The organism is Mannheimia kashgarensis, assembly GCF_041807705.1.
Lineage (GTDB): Bacteria > Pseudomonadota > Gammaproteobacteria > Enterobacterales > Pasteurellaceae > Mannheimia.
In genome coordinates this window covers 59,335-82,273 of sequence record NZ_JBGTYY010000003.1, presented here as the reverse complement: position 1 = coordinate 82,273, position 22,939 = coordinate 59,335, and the positions used below count along the sequence as shown (strand labels likewise).

21 protein-coding genes are annotated in these 22,939 nt (G+C 40.0%); 10 read left to right on the top strand and 11 right to left on the bottom strand.

The window, feature by feature from the left end; translation table 11 throughout:
- Window positions 1–54: 54 nt before the first annotated feature.
- Together ACERCF_RS02550 and glpE are read right to left on the bottom strand one after the other, a co-directional pair.
- Window positions 55–900 carry a co-chaperone YbbN gene (locus tag ACERCF_RS02550; protein ID WP_373610599.1) on the bottom strand — a complete coding sequence of 282 codons (846 nt, stop codon included), beginning with the start codon at window positions 898–900 and terminating at the stop codon, window positions 55–57.
- A 42-nt stretch (window positions 901–942) separates the two neighbouring features.
- A complete protein-coding gene (gene glpE / locus ACERCF_RS02545) occupies window positions 943–1,272 on the bottom strand; it encodes a thiosulfate sulfurtransferase GlpE (protein WP_373610598.1) in 330 nt (109 codons plus the stop codon).
- 158 nt (window positions 1,273–1,430) lie between these two features.
- On the opposite strand from glpE, the gene exbB reads away from it, so the two are divergent.
- From exbB to ACERCF_RS02530, 3 genes are read left to right on the top strand one after another with little or no spacing between them, the layout of a single operon-like run.
- Window positions 1,431–1,886, top strand: coding sequence for a TonB-system energizer ExbB (gene exbB / locus ACERCF_RS02540; protein ID WP_373610597.1), 456 nt, complete (start codon window positions 1,431–1,433; stop codon window positions 1,884–1,886).
- 35 nt (window positions 1,887–1,921) lie between these two features.
- Complete coding sequence (gene exbD / locus ACERCF_RS02535; RefSeq protein ID WP_373610596.1) at window positions 1,922–2,359, top strand: TonB system transport protein ExbD; 438 nt, start codon at window positions 1,922–1,924, stop codon at window positions 2,357–2,359.
- A 13-nt stretch (window positions 2,360–2,372) separates the two neighbouring features.
- On the top strand, window positions 2,373–3,236 hold the full coding sequence (locus tag ACERCF_RS02530) for a TonB family protein (protein WP_373624516.1): 864 nt from the start codon (window positions 2,373–2,375) through the stop codon (window positions 3,234–3,236).
- 52 nt (window positions 3,237–3,288) lie between these two features.
- Here the strand turns inward: ACERCF_RS02530 and thrS are convergent, their stop codons facing one another.
- The 8 genes from thrS to ACERCF_RS02490 all read right to left on the bottom strand — a co-directional run bounded on the left by thrS (window position 3,289) and on the right by ACERCF_RS02490 (window position 13,315).
- Complete coding sequence (gene thrS / locus ACERCF_RS02525) at window positions 3,289–5,226, bottom strand: threonine--tRNA ligase (RefSeq protein ID WP_373624515.1); 1,938 nt, start codon at window positions 5,224–5,226, stop codon at window positions 3,289–3,291.
- Between the two features lie 168 nt (window positions 5,227–5,394).
- Window positions 5,395–6,765: an MFS transporter gene (locus ACERCF_RS02520; protein ID WP_373624514.1), complete on the bottom strand. Its 1,371-nt coding sequence runs from the start codon at window positions 6,763–6,765 to the stop codon at window positions 5,395–5,397.
- Window positions 6,766–6,837: 72 nt separating this feature from the next.
- Complete coding sequence (locus ACERCF_RS02515) at window positions 6,838–7,638, bottom strand: TatD family hydrolase (RefSeq protein WP_373624513.1); 801 nt, start codon at window positions 7,636–7,638, stop codon at window positions 6,838–6,840.
- 65 nt (window positions 7,639–7,703) lie between these two features.
- Window positions 7,704–9,290: a carbon starvation CstA family protein gene (locus ACERCF_RS02510; protein ID WP_373610590.1), complete on the bottom strand. Its 1,587-nt coding sequence runs from the start codon at window positions 9,288–9,290 to the stop codon at window positions 7,704–7,706.
- 181 nt (window positions 9,291–9,471) lie between these two features.
- The gene (gene dxs / locus ACERCF_RS02505) at window positions 9,472–11,325 is read right to left on the bottom strand and encodes a 1-deoxy-D-xylulose-5-phosphate synthase (RefSeq protein WP_373624581.1); all 1,854 of its coding nucleotides are present in this window, start codon (window positions 11,323–11,325) and stop codon (window positions 9,472–9,474) included.
- 41 nt (window positions 11,326–11,366) lie between these two features.
- Window positions 11,367–12,179, bottom strand: a complete 813-nt coding sequence (gene suhB, locus ACERCF_RS02500) for an inositol-1-monophosphatase (RefSeq protein WP_373610589.1) — start codon at window positions 12,177–12,179, stop codon at window positions 11,367–11,369.
- A gap of 241 nt (window positions 12,180–12,420) precedes the next feature.
- Window positions 12,421–12,852 (bottom strand): organic hydroperoxide resistance protein, encoded by a 432-nt coding sequence (locus tag ACERCF_RS02495; protein WP_373624512.1) that lies wholly within the window; start codon window positions 12,850–12,852, stop codon window positions 12,421–12,423.
- A gap of 10 nt (window positions 12,853–12,862) precedes the next feature.
- Window positions 12,863–13,315, bottom strand: a complete 453-nt coding sequence (locus ACERCF_RS02490; protein WP_373624511.1) for a YiiD C-terminal domain-containing protein — start codon at window positions 13,313–13,315, stop codon at window positions 12,863–12,865.
- A gap of 111 nt (window positions 13,316–13,426) precedes the next feature.
- Here ACERCF_RS02490 and ACERCF_RS02485 point away from each other — a divergent pair, with 111 nt between their 5' ends.
- The 7 genes from ACERCF_RS02485 (at window position 13,427) to glyA (ending at window position 21,474) form a co-directional block, all read left to right on the top strand.
- Complete coding sequence (locus ACERCF_RS02485) at window positions 13,427–14,302, top strand: AraC family transcriptional regulator (protein WP_373624510.1); 876 nt, start codon at window positions 13,427–13,429, stop codon at window positions 14,300–14,302.
- A 65-nt stretch (window positions 14,303–14,367) separates the two neighbouring features.
- Window positions 14,368–15,393, top strand: coding sequence for a TrmH family RNA methyltransferase (locus ACERCF_RS02480; protein ID WP_373610585.1), 1,026 nt, complete (start codon window positions 14,368–14,370; stop codon window positions 15,391–15,393).
- Between the two features lie 18 nt (window positions 15,394–15,411).
- On the top strand, window positions 15,412–16,296 hold the full coding sequence (locus ACERCF_RS02475; RefSeq protein ID WP_373610584.1) for an NAD(+) kinase: 885 nt from the start codon (window positions 15,412–15,414) through the stop codon (window positions 16,294–16,296).
- Between the two features lie 9 nt (window positions 16,297–16,305).
- Window positions 16,306–17,385, top strand: a complete 1,080-nt coding sequence (locus ACERCF_RS02470) for a lysozyme inhibitor LprI family protein (RefSeq protein ID WP_373624509.1) — start codon at window positions 16,306–16,308, stop codon at window positions 17,383–17,385.
- Window positions 17,386–17,536: 151 nt separating this feature from the next.
- Window positions 17,537–18,514: a DUF1852 domain-containing protein gene (locus ACERCF_RS02465; protein WP_373624508.1), complete on the top strand. Its 978-nt coding sequence runs from the start codon at window positions 17,537–17,539 to the stop codon at window positions 18,512–18,514.
- An 85-nt stretch (window positions 18,515–18,599) separates the two neighbouring features.
- Window positions 18,600–19,631, top strand: a complete 1,032-nt coding sequence (locus ACERCF_RS02460; RefSeq protein ID WP_373624507.1) for a methionine synthase — start codon at window positions 18,600–18,602, stop codon at window positions 19,629–19,631.
- A 580-nt stretch (window positions 19,632–20,211) separates the two neighbouring features.
- Window positions 20,212–21,474, top strand: a complete 1,263-nt coding sequence (gene glyA, locus ACERCF_RS02455) for a serine hydroxymethyltransferase (RefSeq protein ID WP_373624506.1) — start codon at window positions 20,212–20,214, stop codon at window positions 21,472–21,474.
- Between the two features lie 74 nt (window positions 21,475–21,548).
- Here the strand turns inward: glyA and ACERCF_RS02450 are convergent, their stop codons facing one another.
- A complete protein-coding gene (locus ACERCF_RS02450; RefSeq protein WP_373624505.1) occupies window positions 21,549–22,817 on the bottom strand; it encodes an NRAMP family divalent metal transporter in 1,269 nt (422 codons plus the stop codon).
- Window positions 22,818–22,939 lie beyond the last annotated feature (122 nt).

Genomic DNA, 22,939 nt, shown 5'->3' with positions numbered 1-22,939 from the left:
TTTTCTTCCGCTTTTATTATTACAAGCGGTCGTTTTTTGCAAAAATTTTGCAAATTAATATAAAAGTGAATAAAGTTGTCTTCTGAATTTTGGCACGATGGGATCAGTTCCCAATGCAGATAATATCGCTAAAAATTGTATTTTTACCTCGCCATTTGCAACATTTAAATCCGATTTTAACCAATCGAATAACAGCGTGAGTGCCTCTTCATTTTTGTGCGATTGATGTAATTGGTTGGCTAATTTTATCGCAATTTCAGGGGTTTTGTTTTGAGCATAATCGGCTTGAAGCTGTTGTAATTCAGGTGATTCACTTGCTTGCTCTAATAATTCAATTTGAGCTTGTAAACCGTGCCAGCGACTATCTCTGTCTTGAATTGGAATCGCTTTTAAGATTTCACGAGCTGGCTCAACATTTTTCATTGCAATGTAAGTTTCCGCATAGAGCAAGGCAAAATCGCTGTTTTTCTTATCCGTCATTTCCCAAGCAGATTTCAACAGCACTAATGCCTCTTCATAGCGTTCATCTTGCAAAAGCTCTAAGGCTTGGTTGAATTTCAGCTCTTCCTCTTTCGGTAAAATATTGGCAAGGCGAATTCGCAATTCTTGCTCACTTACTGCACCTTGAATCGCATCAATCGGCTGACCATCTGCAAAAAGGTAAAGCGTTGGCACTTGCTGAATACGAAATTGAGCAGCTAATGCTTGCTGTTCATCGCAATTTACCGTTGCAAGCAAAAATTGCCCCGGTTTTTCGTCTGAAATGCGGCGGAGTAATGCTTCCATTTCTAGCGAGGCAATTTCACGAGGTGAAATAAAATGGAACACTGTTGGCATTTGTCCAGCCGCACTCCATACTTCGCTAAAGTTTTGTTCGTTTACGTTTACAAAGTAGTCCATAAAACCTTCTTTAAGCTAAAAATTACATTCTATATTATAGCATTAATAAGAAGTTTCAATAGGTAGTCCGTTTCTCTCCCACGCTTCAAAACCACCTTTTACGCTGTACACGTTTTCAAAGCCTTGTTCAATCAAAAATTGAGCGGTACTCTGACTGCTTACCCCGTGATAACAAATCACTAAAACAGACTCATCATAATCGACTTCATCTAAAAATTTGCCGTAGCTTTGGTTGGTTAGATGAAACGCATCTTGTGGGTGGCTGTAAACATAACGGCGAGTATCACGAATATCAGCAAGCACCGCACCTTCGTTTTCCATTAGTTCCCACGCTTGCTGGGGGGTAATTTCTTTAAATGTGATTTCTGACATAATGAATTTTATCCTTCATAAAAATGGCGAAACTATATCATAAAATAGCGAAGAGAATGACTATTATTTCAAGTTGAAAATTCAATGCTTATTAGATATAATTGCGAACACTTTTCAAGTGCACAAATTTTATAAAACAGATACTTTTTGAGGACTTTATGGATCAACTTTTTCATTTTTTAGAGCGTTATACTGACTTCGTTATTTTAGGCTTATTAGGTTTATTAAGCGTTATTTGTGTGTGGAAAGCGATTGAACGTATTATGTTCTATTCAAAAGTCGATATTTCCAAATACAGCACCTTAGAAGACTTAGAAATCGACTTAACCCACAACCTAACTACTATTTCTACCATTGGTTCAAATGCACCTTATATCGGCTTATTAGGTACAGTTATCGGTATTCTTCTTACTTTCTACAATTTAGGGCAATCGGGCGGCGATATTAATGCTGCGGCAATTATGGTAAACCTTTCTTTAGCATTAAAAGCTACTGCCGCAGGTATTTTAGTGGCAATTATTGCAATGGTTTTCTATAACGGTTTTGGTCGTAAAGTAGAAGAAAACAAGTTGAAATGGTTAGCTCTACGAGCTAAAAATCATCAAGCGGTCTAATTTACTCCATTTTTGCACATTAAGAAGATATAAAGATGAAAAAATTTGATGAAATCAACATCATTCCATTTATTGATATAATGTTGGTATTGCTCGCTATTGTGTTAGTTACTGCCTCTTTTATCTCACAAGGTAAAATTCAAGTGAATGTACCAAAAGCGACAACAACACAGCCAATGCAAGCAGATGAACTTGCTAAACTTTTGACCATTACTGAAAACAATGAGTTTTTCTTTAATGATAAACCTATCACAAAAGAGCAGCTTGTGGCGGAAGTTTCCACTTGGGATAAAAGCCAGAAAGTATCGCTTAAAGTTGATGGTGCAGTTGCTTTTGAAAAATTTGTGGAATTAACCGATGTGTTATCAGCAAATGAGATCAAAAATGTGGCAATTATTACGAAAAAAGAAACCGCAGCCACACCTGTTCCCAATACACCGGATACACCAACTCAAGCACCGGTAACCCCTTAATAGGATAAGTGAGATGAAAAAACACCATTCTCGAATTGGATTAATTGCCTCATTAGCCATTCACGGTGCATTGATTGGTGGTAGCTTCGCTTTGCTTAATGAACAAAAAATCGAAAATGCAGCGGAGCAAAATTCGCTATCAATGGAAATGGTTGCGGCTTTATTAGAACAGCCGCAAGTGGCAGCTTCGCCTGATCCTATTGAGGAAGAAGTAAAGGAAATTGAGCCACAGCCTGAACCAGAGCCAGAGCCTCAACCTGAGCCAACACCTGAGCCTGAAGCTATTCCTGAGCCCGTTCTAAAGCCGAAGAAAGAAGAGCCGAAAAAGGAAAAACCAAAGCAAGAAAAGCCTAAAGAACGTCCAAAACAGAAAAAAGAGAAACCAAAAGAAAAGAAACGCAAAGAGAAGCCTCAGCAAAAACCAATCAAAGCCTTAGAGCGTGGACCTGAAGTCAAACAAGGTATTGTCGCAAAAGCTATTCCTAATGCGGTACAAGGCGAAAAAATGGTTGCTGGCGTTGTGGGCGGACAAAAAGGTGGCTCATTAAATTCAACCTCTACTACGGGAAGTAATGTAGCAGGAGGCAATGCGAGCGAGCTTTCAGCCTATAAAACCGCATTACAACGTGCATTACAACGCAAGGCGAATAACTCATATCCTCAGCGTGAAAAGATGATGCGTAAAACAGGTACAGTAACCATTAAATTTACTCTTACCTCATCTGGTGCAATCTCAAATGTTTCGGTGGTTAATTCATCAGGAAACAGCAATTTGGACAATGCCGCAGTAAGAAGTGCACAGGCAGTCAGTATGCCACCGCCGCCAGCGGGTTTCCCGTCTTCGGTAACTGTGCCAATTAGATTTTCTCTAGAGTAAAAAAACACCCTCAAAAGTCATACTTTTGAGGGTGTTTCATCTTTAACAATATTTACTCTTGGGCTTCGCCTAATAAAGCTAACTCACGAGCTTTGATTTGGTTTTTCAGAATTTCAACTAATTCTTCTACCTTATAAGTGCCTAAATCAGCCCCTTTACGAGTACGCACAGACACTTTGCCTTCTGCAATCTCTTTGTCGCCACAAACTAGCATATAAGGCACACGGCGTAGGGTGTGTTCACGCACCTTAAAGCCCACTTTCTCGTTACGAAGATCCGCTTTTACACGAATACCTGCATCTGAAAGCTGTTTGACCACTTGTTTCACATAGTCTGCTTGGCTATCGGTAATGTTCATCACTACCGCTTGGGTTGGTGCAAGCCAGGTTGGGAAGAAACCTGCGTATTCTTCAGTAATGATACCGATGAAACGCTCAATCGAACCTAAAATCGCACGGTGAATCATTACAGGTGTACGGCGATCATTGTCTTCCGCCACATAAGAGGCTTCTAAACGACCTGGTAATGCGAAGTCTAATTGAACTGTACCACATTGCCACTCACGACCTAAGCAGTCACGAAGAGCAAACTCAATTTTCGGGCCATAGAATGCTCCTTCGCCTTCTTGAATTTGGTACTCTAAGCCGTTATTGCGAAGTGCATTTGCTAAGCCTTCTTCCGCTCTATCCCACATTGCATCATCACCGATACGGTTTTCCGGGCGGGTTGAAAGTTTAACTGCAATGTTGGTAAAGCCGAACGTGCTGTAGATGTCATACACCATTTTGATACAGCTTGTTACTTCAGATTCAATTTGTTCTTCAGTACAGAAAATATGTGCATCGTCTTGGGTAAAGCCACGCACACGCATTAAACCGTGTAAAGAACCTGATGGTTCATTACGGTGGCAAGAACCAAATTCCGCCATACGAATTGGTAAATCACGGTAAGATTTCAAACCTTGATTGAAGATTTGAACGTGTCCCGGGCAGTTCATTGGCTTGATCGCATATTCACGGTTTTCAGATTGGGTGGTGAACATTAAATCTGCATAGTTTTGCCAATGCCCTGTTTTCTCCCAAAGCACACGATCCATCATAAATGGGCCTTTTACTTCTTGGTAATCGTACTCTTTTAATTTTGTACGAACGAAGGTTTCAAGCTCACGGAAAATTGTCCAGCCGTCATTGTGCCAAAACACCATACCCGGTGCTTCTTCTTGCATATGGTATAAATCTAATGCTTTGCCGATACGGCGATGGTCACGTTTTGCCGCTTCTTCTAAACGGGTTAAGTATTCGCTTAACTGTTTTTTATCCGCCCAAGCTGTACCATAAATACGTTGTAGCATTTTATTTTTGCTATCGCCACGCCAGTAAGCACCTGCTACTTTTTGCAGTTTGAAATGTTGGCAGAAACGCATATTTGGCACGTGTGGACCACGACACATATCAATATATTCTTCGTGGTGATATAACGCTGGCGTATCTGTGCGAGCGATGTTTTCATCTAAAATTGCCATTTTGTATGGCTCGCCACGTTGCTCGAAAGTATCACGAGCTTCTTGCCAGCTTACAGGGCATTTTACTACGTCATAGTTAGTTTTCGCCAGCTCTAACATACGTTTTTCAAGGGCATCAATATCTTCTTGCGTTAAAGAACGATCTAAATCCACATCGTAGTAGAAGCCGTTTTCGATGGTCGGACCGATCGCCATTTTGACATCTGGGAACAATTGTTTAATGGCGTGCCCTAATAAGTGTGCCGTTGAGTGGCGAATGATCTCTAAACCATCTTCATCTTTAGCAGTGATGATTTCAAGCGTACTGTCTTCACTGATAATATCGCACGCATCACGGCGTTCGCCATTTACACGGCCTGCAATGGTTGCTTTTGCTAAACCGGCACCGATAGATTGGGCAACTTCCATTACGGAAACCGGGTTGTCAAATGAACGTTGTGAACCGTCTGGTAAAGTAATAATTGGCATAATAAATCCTTACAGTGGTAATCCATACGAGAGATTACTTGTTGAGTTTGAGAATGAAAAAACCGCTTACAAGCGGTCTTTTTTGATTAAAATTTTGCAATTTGCTTATTATTTCCCTTACAAGTGGGGAATAAAAGCGCGGAAATTTTAGCATAAAACAACGGAAAATTAAACCTTACTGTTTTCCGTATCAGTTAAGCTATCTGCAGATTTTTCTTCATCAAGTTCACTATTTTCATTTTCGCTTTGTAGCTCTTCTTCAAGTGTTTCAAGTTGAGCTTGGTATTCTTGCACCGCTTCTTCATCAAATGGGATAAGCTCGTCTTCAATTATTTCGATTTCTTCAAGTGGGCTTGCTGTTGCAATAGGGGTAGCATATTGCATTTCTGCGCGTTCTGCTTTCGGAATTGGTTTAGTCAAGATAGCACAAACAAGTAGAATTAACGAACACAGCCCAAATAGAGAATAAAATCCATATTCAGCAGAAATCCCCATCGCAAAACCAATCAGTGGTGGAGCAATCAATGCCCCTAAACCATAACAGAATAGTAAGCCTCTACTTACCTCAACGGTATTCATATTATTCGGCAATTCATCATTGGCTCGGGCAATACTGAACGCATATAAACTAAACAGACTACAGCCCAATAAAAAGGCGATGATATATTGTATCCAAGCGGTTAAATTTTCTTGAAAAATTGCAAATAGCCCAACAAGTGCAGTAAGGGTCGCAACCACTGCACAAGCTAAAATGGCATTACGTCTACCAATGCGGTTAGATAATATCGCCATTGGCATTTGGCTGATAAAACCACCAATCATCGAGATCATCAAATAAAGCGAAATTTCGCTTAGTGAAAAACTAAATTTCAGCAGAAATACCGACACCATTGTGAAAAAACCATTGACCAACATTCCGCTAATAAAACTGGTAACTAAGGCTAATGGCGAAATCGCAAATAATTTAGGAATGCTAATGCGTTCACGAGCTGGAATATCGGGTTGCACCATTTTAGTTAAAGCAATGGGGATCATCGACATCACAACTAAAATGGTAGACAAGGTAAAAATGTTTTGGCTACTGAGTTCTAGGCTTAACAAACTCACCCCTAAAATAAAGGCAAGGTAGAAGATAATATTATAGGTAGCAAGCACTTTACCTCTGGTATCGACATTCGTTTTTTCACTTAACCAACTTTCTACTAAAAGCAGCAAACTGTAATGGCAGAAGCCTAAAATAATGCGTAATACGCCCCAAACCCATAAATTATCCACCATCATATGGCTGAGTGCTGCAATCGCGAAAACAGCACAGAATACACTAAAAGAGCGGATATGCCCGACACTGGAGACAATTCGGTGGGCAAAAATGGTGCTTAATGCAGCTCCAATAAAGAAAGCGGCATTAAGTAAACCGATGATAATATCCGTTATCCCCATTTCGGCAAGTTTAATCCCGGCTGAGTTTAGAAATAAACCATAGCCGAAAAACAGAAAAAAGATACCTGCATAAAGGGAGTAAAATTTAGTGCTATTCAATGATTTTTCCTTAATATGAGTTTTACAGAATGAATAGCATTGTAACGGCTAAATCTCTTTTAGGCAAAAAAGTTAGTATAAGTTAGGAGAAAATAACCTTTTGCTATTTTTCCAAATGGTTGCCGCAATCAGATCGGGCTGTTCGGTTCTTAATGAACATAGGCTATTGAATGTGGCAATAAGTCGTTCTGGACGATTAGGCTGCCCTTGAAAACCGAAAACAGGCATATCGGGCGAGTCAGTTTCCAACAATAAACTTTCGAGCGGTAATTTTCGGATTGCTTCACGGGTTTTGTTGGCTCGTTGGTAAGTAATTGTGCCACCCACACCAATTTTATAGCCGAGATCGACAAAGCGTTTTGCCTGCTCATAACTGCCTGCGAAGCCGTGAACAACACCGTTTTTCGGGAGCTGGGCTTTTTTCAAAAAGACGAAAAGCTGATCGTGGCTTTTGCGTGAATGGAGATTAACGGGTAAATCGAATTTTTTCGCAATAGCAAGCTGTGCCTCTAAAAACTCGCACTGTTTTTTCCATAATTCGGGAGAAGACACTTCGCTCACGGCTTTTTCCAACCCTATTTCACCAATTGCAGTACAAAGTGGATCTTTTTGACTTAATCTATTTTCTAATAAATCTAAATCAGAAAGTTGATGTTGTTGAATATAAAGTGGGTGTAAGCCTAAACCATAAACAATATTTTCTGGCTTCTCATTAGCACAAGCGGTTACTTTTTCAAAATTTTTTGCAAAAATAGAAACCACTAATATTTTTTTCACCCGATGTTTTCGAGCATTTTCTACCAGCGTAGAAATACTTAATTCAAGGCTTTCTGAAAGGTAATCAAGATGAGTGTGAGTATCAAAAAATCTCATAGTTAAAGCTACCTAACCAATAAAAATGGGGACTATTGTCCCCACTTTTGCATTTTTAATCAAGTTTAGCTAGTTGCTAACTCATCCTCATCACGCACATTATATGGTTTAAGTAATGTGAAGAAGCAGATGATACATACTACTGTAATCGCTAAACCGATGTACACCGATAATTGGTAATCTAAACCAAAGCCGATTTTGTTATAAGCTAAGTAAGTTGCACACACGGTTGTAATGAACCACGCTGGGATTGAACATACCCAGTGGAGTTTGTTGTAGCGATATAAGTAACCTGCTGCTGTCCATAACATTACCATTGCTGTCATTTGGTTTGCCCAAGTAAAGTAACGCCATAATACGCTGAAGTCCACTTTTGATACAAGGAAACCAATTACGAATAACGGTACAGCAATGTATAAACGTTTTACTAATGTACGTTGTTCGATACCAAAGATTTCCGCTAATTGTAAACGTGCAGCACGGAATGCAGTGTCGCCTGAAGTAATTGGTAATACAATCACACCTAATACTGCAAAGATACCACCGATAAAGCCTAAGAAGTGTAATGAGCTATCATAAACCACTTTAGACGGTGAACCTGCTGAGATTGCATCTTGTAATGCTTGTGGGTTTTCATAGAATGAAAGACCAACTGCACACCATACTAATGCGATCACACCTTCAGTGATCATTGCACCGTAGAAAATAAAGCGACCTTCTTTTTCATTTTCAGCACAACGAGCCATTAATGGAGTTTGGGTTGCGTGGAAGCCTGATAACGCACCACAAGAAATAGTTAAGAATAGTAAAGGCCAAATTGGTACATCACCTTTTACTTGGAAGTTTTGTGTGAATTTTTCCCAGGTTAAACCTTGACCATCAGCATTTACCGTACGGAAGAAATCAATCGGATCAGCCGCACTTAAATGTGCAGAGACTAAGCCGTAAACCATACCTACAGACATAAACAGCAATAATGCACCAAAGATTGGGTACACACGCCCGATGATTTTATCAACTGGTAATAAAGTCGCTAAAATGTAGTAACCGAAAATGATTAATGTCCAAACAGAGATAACCTGAGCTTTATCCATACCCCAAACGGTTACACCACCTGCTACAACAGCTTCTTTTACAGCTTCCACATCACCTAATTCCATTGCCCCTTGAGTTACACCTGCAATATCCATTGTAATGGTAGATAATAATTGAGCAGGGCTGGCAACGAATACTACGCCCACTAATAAAAGTAGAATTAATGCCATTACGTTGATAAATAATTTAACGGGGCGACCTAAGAATTTACCTGCAAGGTTTGGCATTGTTGCACCACCATTACGGATACTTAACATACCACAGAAATAGTCGTGTACTGCACCGGCAAAAATACAGCCTAATACAATCCAAAGCATCGCAACCGGCCCGTATAATGCCCCTAAAATTGGTCCAAAGATAGGACCTGTACCCGCAATATTTAATAATTGAATAAGCCAAATCTTGGTTTTAGACATTGGCATATAGTCCACACCATCTCTCATTGAGTTAGCGGGTGTTACCTTATTTGGATTAATCACGAAGATTTTTTCGATAATTTTTCCGTAGGTAAAGTAACCAAGAACAAGTATGGCTACGCAGAAGAAGAACCACAACATAGTAGAATTCCTATAATCTTAAATGAATGAAGAAATATTTTTAGTAGAAAATACTAAAAAGGCGTGTCATTTTAAGGAGGAGTATAGATAAAGTAAAATAAATTGTGAGGTTTGTGTGAAATATTTTGTCAAAAATGTGAACTATGTCAAAAATCCCCTACTAAAAGGGGATTTTATATGATTAAGAATAGAATTTTTGGATTTTTGCTTCAATACCTTTTGCATCTAAACCAAGTTCGGCATACGCCTCTGGTTGAGTAGACTGAGGCACGAAGAAATCAGGAATACCAAGCATTACAAGTGGTTTAATTTTGCCAATACTTTGCAAATATTCGTTTACAAAGCTACCTGCGCCGCCTTGAATCGCATTTTCTTCCAGTGTAACGAGCAGATCGTGAGAATCCGCCATTTTTTGGAGTAATGCTTCATCAAGAGGCTTGATGAAACGCATATCAACAAGAGTATAATCGTGCTTTTCTGCCACAATTTTTGCTTCGTCTAATAATGCCCCGAAGTTTAAAATAGCGACTTTTTTCCCTTCTCGGAGGACTTTAGCTTTGCCAATCTCTAAGGCTTGCATCGGTTGTAATTCCACACCTTTTGCATTACCACGAGGGTAACGAACTGCAGTTGGCGTATTCATCGTATAAGCAGTGTAAAGCATTTGACGCATTTCATTTTCATCGCTAGGTGCCATAATCGTCATATTAGGAATACAACGCATAAAACTTAAATCAAATGCCCCTTGATGGGTTTGACCATCAGCTCCCACAATGCCCGCTCTATCAATCGCAAAAATAACAGGTAAGTTTTGAATTGCTACATCGTGAATAAGCTGATCGTAAGCACGTTGTAAGAAGCTCGAATAAATTGCCACTATAGGCTTATAGCCTGCAATAGCTAAGCCTGCGCCAAAGGTAACGGCGTGTTGTTCGGCGATCGCCACATCAAAATATTGTTCTGGGAAACGTTTGGAAAAGTCCACCATACCAGAGCCTTCACGCATTGCAGGGGTAATGCCGATGACTTTTGGATCACGCTCCGCCATTTCACATAACCAATCTCCAAAGATATTAGAGTAGGTTGGTAATGCTTTTGATTTTGGTAGCTCATTTATTGTTGGGTCGAATTTAGGTACACCGTGGTAGCCAATCGGATCGTTTTCTGCTGGGCTGTAGCCTTTCCCTTTTTTCGTGCGGACGTGTAAGAACTGCGGGCCTTTCAGCTCACGCATATTACTTAGCGTTTTAACTAGCTCTTCAATATTATGCCCATCAATAGGCCCAATATAGTTAAAGCCCAATTCCTCAAACAATGTGCTTTCCGGCGAGAAGATAACACCTTTCATATGCTCTTCACTTTTCTTCATAAAGTTTTTAATCGTTGGCACTTTATCAAGAATTTTTTTACTGCCATCACGCACAGAGGTGTAAAACGAACCAGAGAAAATACGAGCAAGATGATTATTTAATGCCCCAACATTTTCCGAAATCGACATTTCGTTATCGTTTAAGATAACCAACATATCGGTATGCAACGCACCTGCGTGGTTCAACGCTTCAAACGCCATACCTGCGGTAATTGCACCATCGCCAATTACACAAACGGTTTTGCGTCCTGCATCTTCTTTTTCAGCCGCAACGGCAATACCTAACCCCGCACTAATGGAGGTTGAAGAATGCCCCACACTTAATACATCATAAGGACTTTCTTCACGCCAAGGGAAAGGGTGAATACCGTCTTTTTGACGGATGGTGTGCATTTGCTCACGGCGACCTGTTAAGATTTTGTGTGGATATGCTTGGTGACCTACGTCCCAAATCAGTTGGTCAAATGGGGTTTGATAAACATAATGCAATGCAACCGTAAGCTCCACCACGCCTAAACCAGAGGCTAAATGACCACTTGTTCGGCTCACAGACTCCAGCAAATAGGATCTCAATTCATCAACTACCTCTTGCAGTTTGTCGGTTGGCAGCAAACGCAAATCTTCGGGAGAGTTGATTTCATTTAACAGAGGATACTTATTTTCCATCATATTTATTACCCACAACAATCAATACTATTGTTATAAAATTAAGCTTTTAATTCTTCGGTTAAAGTTGGCTGAATGCTGTTTAAAATTTCTTTTACGACACGACCATTACCAACCACTAAGTTGCCTGATTTTAAGTAATCAGTTCCGCCAACAAAGTTCGTTACAATCGCACCTGCTTCACGAGCGATTAATTCACCTGCGGCACAATCCCAAGGTTTTAAACCAATTTCAAAGTAACCATCTAAACGAGCTGCTGCAACATAAGCTAAATCTAATGCTGCAGAACCTGTACGGCGGAAATCTGCCACACCGTTGTTCATTAACGCTTCAAGCATATTTAAATGTGCTTCACGATGTCTTAACACTTTGAAAGGGAAACCTGTTGCTAAAATAGTGCCTTTTAAATCACGGCGCTCAGCATCAATGCGTAAACGGAACTCATTTAATTTTGCACCTTCGCCACGCACAGCGGTGAAAAGCTCGTTACGGATAGGGTCATAAACTACCCCTACGGTTGTGCGACCATTCTCACGAATGGCAATTGAAACAGAGAAATGCGGTAAGCGTTTTACGAAGTTGGTGGTGCCATCTAATGGATCAATTACCCATTGCACGTTTTCATTGCTACCGCTTAATACGCCACTCTCTTCGGTTACGATTGAGTGATCAGGATAAGATTTACGGATCACATCAATAATCGCCGCTTCCGCCGCTTTATCAATTTCGGTTACATAATCGTTTGTATTTTTTTGTGAAACTTGAGTATCTTGAGGCGATTGCTCATAGCCTTTGGCAATAATATTGCCTGCTTTTCGTGCAGCACGAATAGCAATGTTTAACATTGGGTTCATATTTCCACCAGATTTTAAAGAACATAAAAGATAGGCGATTATAGAGAATATTGCGATAAAAAGATAGACAGGCGGTCGTTTTTGCGGATTTTTTTGCAAATTTCTAATGGAAAACGACCGCTTGAATTGCCCTTTACATATAATGATGTGTATATCATTGAAAATGCGGTTAAAAATAGGCTTGGCACCGGAATAAAAATACCGCCTAAATTTTCATTTAGACGGTATTTTGTTCTACTTTTTATAAACCAAACTCGTTTACCACTTTAACGTGCAAGCGACATTCTACATTGCCACGCACTGCATTGGAATATGGGCAAACTTCGTGGGCTTTTTCAATCAGCTTTTTCGCCTCTTCTAAACTTAATCCTTCCACTGTAATCGTGATATCAAGATCAAGACTAAATGCACCGCCTTCTTTCTGTCCGATACCCACACCAACAGTGGTAGAAGATTTGCTCGGTTTAATGCCAAGTGTTGGAGCAACGTGGTTCATTGCACTGTCAAAGCAAGCTGCATAGCCCATTGCGAAAAGCTGCTCAGGATTAGTGCCGACTTTGCCACTTTCATTTTGAAAACCAACTAAATCAAAGCCGATTGAGCCATCGTCCACACGAGTGTGTCCGTCACGTCCGCCTGTTGCCGTTGCTGAAGTATGGTAAAAAATTTTCATTGAGTTACTCCTAATTATTACAAAAAATCACAAATTCACTGTGGAATACGGAAACGATTTTTCCATCACAAACCAATTCACATTGCACGTTAATTTTGCCTTTGCCGCTTTTTTGAAGCATTACCAAGCAATTTCCCACTTCTTTGCTTTCTAACTTACCGCAAATTGCCGACACTCGACTTTTCGCAGGGGCAAGATAACGCATATCGCTTTGGCGGATCACGATATTCCCATTCGCTTGAGGGAAATTTAAATGCACCGCCAGCCAAGCACAAGTGGTGGCTAACAGCAATTGGCTACCGCCAAACATTGTGCCGTGATGATTGTGATTTTTGTCAAAATCACAACTGACTTTCACGCAATCGCTATCTGCTTGCTCCAACACTAGACCTAAACTTTCGCAAGCTGGAATATGTTGATTAAGCCAATGTTGCAAGGTGGAAATAGGGGTTGTGTGGTTCATATTGCATTCTTTAATGTTTGCTTTGAATAGGTATAGTATGCGGATTTTTCGACTTGCTGTCTTGCCAAATTCTCTATAATATTTGCCTAATTTTCTAAAATACTAAAAACAATGCAACATTCTCAGGATATTATTCATTCTATTTTTACACTTGCCCCGAAAAATGAGGTTTGGCGTACGTCAATTAAGGGGCTAACTATTCACGCTGCAGATCACGCCTTGGCATTTAGTGGTTATGTGCAAGAGCCAAGTTTGTGTGTGGTGCTGTTAGGGGAACGACAAATTTGTACTAATGGGCAATGTCAGATATTTTCTGGTCAAGAGATGATGTTCTGCCCAGTGAATTTACCGATTGTCACGCAAAGTATTTCCGCCAGCGAAAACCAGCCTTATCTTGCACTTTCATTACAGTTGGATTTTGAGTTGATTTCGCAAGTTATCAGGCAACTTCCCTCTAAAAAAATCAGTGAAGCTACATCATCTCGCCATAAATGGGGGTTAGAGAATGAGATTGAAGATTGCCTTATTCGGCTAATTAATCTGCTTCATTTTCCAAATTATATCGAGTTTCTTTCTCCCTTGATATTGCGTGAATTGTATTTCTATTTATTGCAGTCGGAACAAGGCGATTACCTACGTTCATTACTGTCCAAAGAGGGAAATATTGCCAAAATCGCCCAAGCGACAGAAATTTTGGCTCAGCAATTTGCAAAGCCTTTGAATATGACAGAGTTGGCACGACGAGTAGGAATGAGTGTGGCAGGGTTTTACGCCCATTTTAAAAATGTAACAGCAATGACGCCATTGCAATATCAAAAATCGCTGCGGTTGAATGTTGCTCGAGAGAAATTACAATCAGGTTTAGGGGTAAGTGAAACCGCTTACCAAATTGGTTATGAAAGCCCTAGCCAGTTCAGCAGAGAATATAAACGGCAGTTTGGGGAAAGCCCGAGTTCAATAGGGAAACAAGCGGTTGGATTTTCGTAAAATTTTGCAAATAAAACACCGCTTGTCGTGCTATACTTCGTTCAATTTTTAAGAGAGAAATTGCTATGAATACCAAATTTAACAAAGCTCCACGTTTCAAAACAGTGGAAGAGAAAAAATTCCAAGAACGCTCATCATTCAAATCTCAAGATAGAAAGCTACGCCAAGAAAGCGAGCGTAAGCCTGAACGTCGTGGCTTTCGTGAAGATAGAGCATTTGAAAAGCCACAAAATATCTACCCAACTGAAGGCAGAAAAGCGAGCGGCGAAGGCAGCGTACAAATTTGGGTAAAAGGCGGTGGTTCAGCAAAAGAGAAAAAAACAGGCCCACTTTCGCCTCGAGCGCCGGAAAAAATCAAGAAAAACCGTTTGGAAGAGATGAAAGTCTATGGCGAGAATGCGTGTATTACGTTATTCCAACAGCGTCCTGAAGCGATTGTTCGTTTATGGGCAACGGTTGAAGGGGCGAAGAAGCTAGGCGATGTAATGAGTTATTTAGCCGAAAATAAAAAGGCGTATCACGTTATCGATCGTGAAGAAATGGAACGTGTAACGGGTACAGAACATCACGGCGATATGTGTTTATTAGTGAAAAAATCGCCATCGTTTGTGTTAGAAGGCTACCTGCAAGTACCGAAAAAACAAGATTGTTTGGTCTTGCTAGATGGGGTAAATAATGCACAAAATGTGGGGGGAATTATCCGCACCTGTGCATTCTATGGTGTGACAGGGATCATCACGGAAAATGTGGATAGCTTAAATTCAAGTGCTTCGGCTCGTGTGGCAGAAGGTGGTTTGGAGTTTGTGCGTGCTTTAGAAACGAAGAATAAGCAAATTGCCTTAGTGCAGTTACGCCAAGCAGGTTATCAAATTGTGCATTTAACTCGCCACAAGCAAGCTCCTTCTTTAACTAAAACAAAATTGGCGGAGAAAGTGGTTTTTATATTAAGTGAAATTCCTGCAAGTGATATTGCCTATACAGAAGATACCACTATTCAGCTTTCATTTAGCAATCCGTTAAATAGTGGTTTAAATGTGGCTGTGAATACCGGTATTTTGCTTAACCAATGGTACCAAACCCATATTCTCTAATCTGAGTAGGAATAGACAATGAACCAACAAAAACCGTTTGAAGTGATTGCCATTGTTGGCACACCTCGTCATGATACTGCTTTTGAAACACATCTTGCTGTGTATAACTGGCTGAAAGACAGAGATTACACCATCTTGGTAGAAGCTGCTGTTGCTACTCAGTTGCAATTAACTGAAAGCTACAGCTTAGATGAAATCGGGCAACGTGCCGAACTTGTGATTGTAATTGGCGGCGATGGCAATATGTTAGGTGTTGCCCGTGCTTTAGCGAAATATCGTGTACCGCTGATTGGCATTAATCGTGGTAATTTAGGTTTTTTAACCGATATCGCCCCTCAAACGGCTTTTGAACAGCTTTATAACTGCTTAGTGAAAAATGAATATATCATTGAAGAGCGTTTCTTACTCGAAGCCTATATTGAGCGTAACGGCAAAATTATTTCTTCCAATAATGCGTTAAATGAAATTGTGGTTCACCCCACACAGGTGGCTCGAATTATTGAATTTGAAGTTTATATTGACGGCAAATTTGCCTTTTCACAACGAGCAGACGGCTTAATTGTGGCAACCCCAACAGGTTCAACGGCTTATTCACTTTCTGCTGGCGGCCCAATTCTTACCCCGAATATGAATGCGATTGCCCTTGTGCCAATGCACCCGCACACGCTTTCTTCCCGCCCGTTAGTTATTGATGGAGATAGCCAAATTTCATTGCGTTTTGCAAAATATAACACCCCTGATTTGGAAGTAATTTGCGATGGGCAAGAAAAAATGAGCTTTAGTCCTGAAGATCGTGTGCTAGTTAGAAAAAGCCTTGATAAATTGCAACTACTGCATTTAAAAGATTACAACTATTTTACCGTGCTAGGCTCAAAATTGGGCTGGGCGAGTAAGTTATTTTAGGAAAATACGATGAAAAAATTATTACTAGCTTCCGCTATTGCGATCGCTTACCCTACTTTTGCAGCTGATAGAGGCGAAGTGCTCTATCAACAATGCTTAGAACAAGCTGGCACATCTAGCGAAACAGCGAAAGCAACTTGTGCCGATAAAACCTCTGATTTCTATAAAAAATATATTACTGAATATTACCTTGAAATTTTTGAGCGCTTCCAAAAAACGAATCCTGTCATCGCATCAAATTTTGAAAATGCTCAAAAAGAGTGGATCGCTAATCGCAATAAAGAGTGTAAAACAAAAGATAATCCCTCGTTATGCTTAATGCAGCAAAATGAGCAAAGAGCTCACGAGTTAGAAACAATGAAAGACAATCTTTCTTTAGCAGATGAAACGGCTGAAAAGGAGAGTAACCCTACCGAAGTGATTACTCACGACAAGGTGAGGCGAGTCTATATTTTTGATAAACGTGAAATTGTAGAGGGTGATGGATATGGGCCTTATGCCGTAACATATTCATTCAGTACTGTTACAACGGGCATTCAATGGCTAGATGATTTTCTACTTGCACCTTATGGGGAAAAGAAAACAACTCGTGAAGAAATTAAAAAAGAAATGGAAGAAGATTTCCAAGAATATATAGCGAATATCGGGGGAATTTCTGAACATTGGAATAAATCAAGCATTACCTTTGATGAGCAAAAACATCATATCGCCGTTTTTACTAACCATATTGAACAGTATTTTGGTGGTAATTACATCATAGATGCTTATCACAAGTTATATATTGATTTAGAGAAAAAATTGCTCCTTTCATTAGACTCGCTATTTACGCCATCAAACTTGGCTCAAGCAAAAGAGCTATTGTGGAATACTTTTCAAAATTCTGAACAAGGGAAAGAATTCACTATTGAAAAAAGCGATTTTGAAATCAGTGGCGATTTTGAATTTACCCCTGATGGATTAGAATTCAAGTACGGACAAGGCAGCTTGTTGCCATCTGTGTTTGGGCCTGTTTCATACACTATACCTAATGAGAAAATAGAGCTGTTACTGAAACCTGAATACAGATTCTTGCTTATATATGATATTTAGCTTACAAGCGGTCACTTTTCTCTGACATTTTGTAATGTTGAATATGAAATATATTCATATTCAACTTCAAAACATATCATTTTTCTTCAACAATAATTTATGGTTCAATAAGTCATCTCAACAACAATAATAGCTCAAAAGGAGACGTTAGATGACAACCAATTTCCAATGCCGAGTGCATACCCTTGAATTTACCGAAGACTACGAACCAGCAGACAATACTCGTTTAACTACCAACTTTGCTAACCTTGCCCGTGGTGAAAACCGTAAGCAAAATCTGCAAAATGTGGTTGCGATGATCAACAACCGCTTCAATGATTTAGCCAACTGGGATAACCCGTCCGCGGATCGTTATGCAGTGAAATTAGACATTGTATCGATGGATATTGATGTGGAAGGCACAGGCGAGTTTTTCCCTGCGTTAGAGTGGTTAAAAACCTCCGTGGTGGATCACAAAACCGGCAAAACGATTGATGGTATTCTCGGCAACAGCTTCTCTTCTTTCGTGCGTGACTACGATTTCAGCGTGTTACTACTTGATTTCAATAAAGACAAACCAAGCTTTACCGTACCAGAAGGCTATGGCGATTTGCATGGTAAATTGTACAAGCACCTGTTAGCCTCCGCAGAGTTCAAGGCTCAATTTAATAAAGCACCGGTACTCTGTTTAAGTGTGGCAACCACACGTACTTACCACAAAACGACCAATGTTCACCCGATTTTAGGGGTGGAATATGTGCAAAACGACTATTCATTAACCGATGAATACTTTGCAAAAATGGGCTTAAAAGTGCGTTACTTTATGCCGCCGAAATCAGTTGCACCGTATGCGTTCTATTTTGAAGCCAATGCCGATCTGCTGAATGATTACAGTAACTTGGAACTGATTAGCACCATTGCAACAATGGAAGCCTTCCAGAAAATTTACCGCCCGGAAATTTATAATGCAAACTCAGTCGCAGGCGAAACCTACAAACCTAGCCTGACTTATGAAGATTACTCTTTAACCAAAGTGGAATATGACCGTGTGGAACGCACCCAATTAGCCATTCAGCAAGGTAAATATGCCGAAGAACATTTCATCAAGCCGTATAAAGCGATTTTAGAAGCTTGGGTGAATGAGAAATAATTTTTTGTAGGGGCGTATGTCATACGCCTATTTGAATTTTTTCGGGCGTGCGATGCACGCCCCTACATATACAGGAATATACATTATGAGCAAAATCCTTCTCCCAACCTCTACCGCAGGCAGCTTACCGAAACCAGCTTGGCTGGCGGAACCTGAAAAACTCTGGTCTGAATGGAAATTCAGCGGCCACGAACTGTTACAAGCGAAAAGAGATGCCCTGTTAGTGTCATTGGCAGAACAAACTGCCGCCGGCATTGATATTGTGAGTGATGGTGAACAGACCCGTCAGCACTTTGTAACCACTTTCATTGAACATTTAGAAGGAGTGGACTTCACCAAACGGGAAATCGTGCGTATCCGTAATCGCTATGATGCGAGCGTGCCGAGCGTGGTCGGTGAGGTTCGCCGCCCGAAATCGGTTTTCGTGGAAGATGCGAAATTCTTACGCAAACATACCGATAAACCAATCAAATGGGCGTTACCGGGGCCGATGACAATGATCGACACCCTTTATGATGGTCACTACAAAAGCCGTGAAAAATTAGCGTGGGAATTTGCCAAAATCCTCAACCAAGAAGCGAAAGAGTTAGAAGCGGCGGGTGTGGATATTATCCAGTTTGACGAGCCAGCGTTTAATGTGTTCTTTGATGAGTTAAACGACTGGGGTGTAGCCGCTCTTGAACGAGCAGCGGAAGGCTTAAAATGCGAAACGGCGGTGCATATTTGCTACGGCTATGGCATTAAAGCGAATACCGACTGGAAACAGACCCTCGGCAACGAATGGCGTCAATACGAAGAGAGCTTCCCGAAACTGCAACAATCAAGCATCGACATCATCTCGTTAGAGTGCCAAAACTCGAAAGTCCCGATGGATTTAATCGAGTTAGTGCGTGGCAAAAAAGTGATGTTAGGGGCGATTGATGTGGCGACCAATGTGATCGAAACACCAGAGCAAGTCGCTGACACTTTACGCAAAGCCTTACAATTTGTTGATGCAGATAAACTCTGGCCAAGCACTAACTGCGGTATGGCTCCGCTTTCTCGTGAAGTGGCTCGTGGCAAACTCAATGCGTTAAGTCAAGGGACAGCGATTTTACGAGCAGAACTAGAAGGTTAATTTTGCGATCTGCATCGAAAAAATAAATTTTGCCCTTTGCTGATTTTTCTTTTTCATCTCAAAATGGAGAAAAAGGGGCAATATGCTAAATTTATTTAAAAAGCCGATTAAGAAAAGCTCATTTGAAGCGTGGGCAAAATTAATGGACGATGTCGCAAAAGTTGCAATTCTAGCAATTCCTGTTATTCTTTATGGACAGTATTCATTGCTGATGAAATGCATACATTTATCTACATTACTTGTGGTTGTATATTCTTTACTTAGTTACAGCAAGAGAATTTAGAGAAACAGCAGAGGAGATGTAAAATGGATGGATTAACAGTTGGCTTGCTTATTTTGGCAGCTCTTGGTTTTGCTGCAATGCAATGAGCAAAACACCTAAAAGATCATAGTCATTAATTTATAGCTATGCAAGCGGTCATTTTTGGTAAATTTTTTACGAAATATGATCGCTTGTTGTTTTCTAGTCTAGAATCAGAGAGTACTATTAAAATTAACACTATCTATTCTATTAAAAAATGCGTAAAATATCGGTAAATCAACTTACGCAAACGTTTACTTAAGCTTATAGGAGTCCAAAATGTTAAAACGTGATATGAATATCGCCGATTACGATGCAGTATTATGGCAAGCAATTCAAGATGAAGATCGTCGTCAAGAAGAGCATATTGAATTAATTGCATCAGAAAACTATGCAAGCCCGCGTGTAATGCAGGCTCAAGGCTCACAATTAACAAATAAATATGCTGAGGGCTACCCAGGTAAACGTTATTATGGTGGTTGTGAATATGTGGATATTGTTGAACAATTAGCCATTGATCGTGCAAAAGAATTATTTGGTGCAGATTATGCGAACGTTCAACCACATTCAGGTTCACAAGCAAATGCTGCCGTGTATATGGCATTATTGAATCCGGGTGATACCATTTTAGGTATGAGCTTGGCACATGGCGGACATTTAACACATGGTGCTTCAGTAAGCTTCTCGGGTAAAATTTATAAAGCAGAACAATATGGTATTACTGCTGAAGGTTTAGTAGATTACGATGCGTTACGCAAACAAGCACTTGAAGTAAAACCAAAAATGATTGTTGGTGGCTTCTCTGCTTATTCACAAGTGATGGATTGGGCGAAAATGCGTGAAATCGCTGATGAAGTAGGCGCTTACTTATTTGTAGATATGGCTCACGTTGCAGGTTTAATTGCAGCAGGTGTTTATCCTAACCCGCTTCCGCACGCACACGTTGTGACTACCACAACCCATAAAACATTAGCCGGCCCTCGTGGTGGTTTAATTTTATCTTCATCGGGTGATGAAGAAATGTATAAAAAACTACAATCTGCAGTATTCCCAGCAGGTCAAGGTGGCCCATTAATGCACGTTATTGCGGCAAAAGCGGTATGTTTCAAAGAAGCATTAGAGCCAGAGTTTAAAACTTACCAACAACAAGTGGTGAAAAATGCAAAAGCGATGGTGGAAGTATTTAAACAACGTGGTTTTGAGGTAGTTTCAAATGGTACGGAAAATCACCTATTCCTTGTAAGCTTTGTAAAACAAGGTTTAACCGGTAAAGCAGCAGATGCAGCTTTAGGTGCAGCGAACATTACGGTAAATAAAAACTCCGTACCGAACGATCCACAAAAACCATTCATCACTTCAGGTATTCGTGTAGGTACCCCATCGGTAACTCGCCGTGGTTTCAAAGAAGATGATGTGGTTGCATTAGCAGGTTGGATGTGTGATGTGTTAGAAAGCATTGGTAAAGACAACCACGAACAAGTAATCGCAAAGACGAAGGCGAAAGTATTAGAAATCTGCAAACGTTTACCAGTTTATGCTTAAAATAAATACAATATTTTAGCAAAGCAAAGAAAAAGGCGAATTTAATTCGCCTTTTTTTCATCTTCTTTACTGAATTACCCAATAATACCAAACTGCTGTGCTAAGAATAGTAAGGCAAAAGCAGTTAGGTAAATTAGACCAACTACTGCTAACCAGAATAACCCGCCCGTTGCACGGTGTTCACCTTTCAGTACTAACGAGAAATTTAACCACGCAAAAATTGGTGTTGAAACAAATGAAGAGATCATTGCAAATTTCAACATAGTTGCTACATCGCTCATAGATACGGTAATAATGATGATTCCGATGATTGAAGTTGCTGTCATCCAAATGCTTAATTCAGCTTGTGAATGCTCTTTACGCCCCATTAAAAGACGTAATGATTCCGCATTCGCACGAGAATAGCCATCAATAACGGTAATAGTTGTACCAAACATACACATAAAGGCAATGAATGCAATTAACAGCTTAGCCCAATCGCCAATAGCGAAAGCGTACATTTTAATTAACTGACCAATGTAAGCCACGCCAGCCGCTTCTACTTTTTCACCAGAACCATATTGCACTAATGCACCTAAAGCTAAGAATACAATCGCAAGAATAGCAGTACCGATATAACCTACATTAAAATCAAAAATACCATCTTGGAAACTGATTTTTCTAAAACGTTTTTTTGCTACTACCCACATTGAATTTATTGCCGAAATTTCAATCGGAGCAGGCATCCAACCCATTAACGCTACAATAAAACCAAGTGCGGCTAAATTCCAAGGTGATGGTTCAATAAAATCGGGTGCAACCGGAATACCACCTTTTAATGCTGCAATAATTACTGCTGTAACAGTAGAAATAGTTAATGCAATCATAATCCATTTAGATAGTGAATCTAAGAAACGATAGCGCCCTAAAATCAATACTCCCCAAGTTACTGCAATTACAATCGCGCCTGCCATCGGTATGCTTAGATCAAAGGAAACACCTAATGCAGAGAAAATAAATTTTAAAATTGCAGCGCAAACAATCCCAACTGCAGCTGTATTAATCATTCCAGCAAGCACATTAAGAATGAAAAAAATAACAAGATAAATTCCACCTTTATCTTTATAACCTTCTAATAAACTTTTACCACTAGATAAAGTGTACTGCACACCAAAACGGAAAAATGGATATTTAAATAAATTCGCTAAAATAATAATAATAGCTAATTGCCAGCCATAAATTGCCCCTGCTTGGGTGGAAGCAACAATATGTGAGCCACCTACCGCCGCAGATGCCATTAAAATACCTGGCCCCATTGCAGCAAATTTGCTTTGCCAAGTAGATTGTTCTGCCTGTTGTGTCATATATTCTCCAAAATACGTGTAAGACCTTAAATGAACTTCCATTCTACCCATAAAATAAAGTGAAAAATAGACACCTCAAATCTTTGTTAAAAAAATGCTAAAATTATTATGCTACTTAATAA

Bases quoted from the DNA above. Each gene is read 5' to 3' on its own strand.
- ACERCF_RS02550 (WP_373610599.1), bottom strand. From the start codon at position 900: ATGGACTACTTTGTAAACGTAAACGAACAAAACTTTAGCGAAGTATGG.
- glpE (WP_373610598.1), bottom strand. From the start codon at position 1,272: ATGTCAGAAATCACATTTAAAGAAATTACCCCCCAGCAAGCGTGGGAA.
- exbB (WP_373610597.1), top strand. From the start codon at position 1,431: ATGGATCAACTTTTTCATTTTTTAGAGCGTTATACTGACTTCGTTATT.
- exbD (WP_373610596.1), top strand. From the start codon at position 1,922: ATGAAAAAATTTGATGAAATCAACATCATTCCATTTATTGATATAATG.
- ACERCF_RS02530 (WP_373624516.1), top strand. From the start codon at position 2,373: ATGAAAAAACACCATTCTCGAATTGGATTAATTGCCTCATTAGCCATT.
- thrS (WP_373624515.1), bottom strand. From the start codon at position 5,226: ATGCCAATTATTACTTTACCAGACGGTTCACAACGTTCATTTGACAAC.
- ACERCF_RS02515 (WP_373624513.1), bottom strand. From the start codon at position 7,638: ATGAGATTTTTTGATACTCACACTCATCTTGATTACCTTTCAGAAAGC.
- ACERCF_RS02510 (WP_373610590.1), bottom strand. From the start codon at position 9,290: ATGTTGTGGTTCTTCTTCTGCGTAGCCATACTTGTTCTTGGTTACTTT.
- dxs (WP_373624581.1), bottom strand. From the start codon at position 11,325: ATGGAAAATAAGTATCCTCTGTTAAATGAAATCAACTCTCCCGAAGAT.
- suhB (WP_373610589.1), bottom strand. From the start codon at position 12,179: ATGAACCCAATGTTAAACATTGCTATTCGTGCTGCACGAAAAGCAGGC.
- ACERCF_RS02495 (WP_373624512.1), bottom strand. From the start codon at position 12,852: ATGAAAATTTTTTACCATACTTCAGCAACGGCAACAGGCGGACGTGAC.
- ACERCF_RS02490 (WP_373624511.1), bottom strand. From the start codon at position 13,315: ATGAACCACACAACCCCTATTTCCACCTTGCAACATTGGCTTAATCAA.
- ACERCF_RS02485 (WP_373624510.1), top strand. From the start codon at position 13,427: ATGCAACATTCTCAGGATATTATTCATTCTATTTTTACACTTGCCCCG.
- ACERCF_RS02480 (WP_373610585.1), top strand. From the start codon at position 14,368: ATGAATACCAAATTTAACAAAGCTCCACGTTTCAAAACAGTGGAAGAG.
- ACERCF_RS02475 (WP_373610584.1), top strand. From the start codon at position 15,412: ATGAACCAACAAAAACCGTTTGAAGTGATTGCCATTGTTGGCACACCT.
- ACERCF_RS02470 (WP_373624509.1), top strand. From the start codon at position 16,306: ATGAAAAAATTATTACTAGCTTCCGCTATTGCGATCGCTTACCCTACT.
- ACERCF_RS02465 (WP_373624508.1), top strand. From the start codon at position 17,537: ATGACAACCAATTTCCAATGCCGAGTGCATACCCTTGAATTTACCGAA.
- ACERCF_RS02460 (WP_373624507.1), top strand. From the start codon at position 18,600: ATGAGCAAAATCCTTCTCCCAACCTCTACCGCAGGCAGCTTACCGAAA.
- glyA (WP_373624506.1), top strand. From the start codon at position 20,212: ATGTTAAAACGTGATATGAATATCGCCGATTACGATGCAGTATTATGG.
- ACERCF_RS02450 (WP_373624505.1), bottom strand. From the start codon at position 22,817: ATGACACAACAGGCAGAACAATCTACTTGGCAAAGCAAATTTGCTGCA.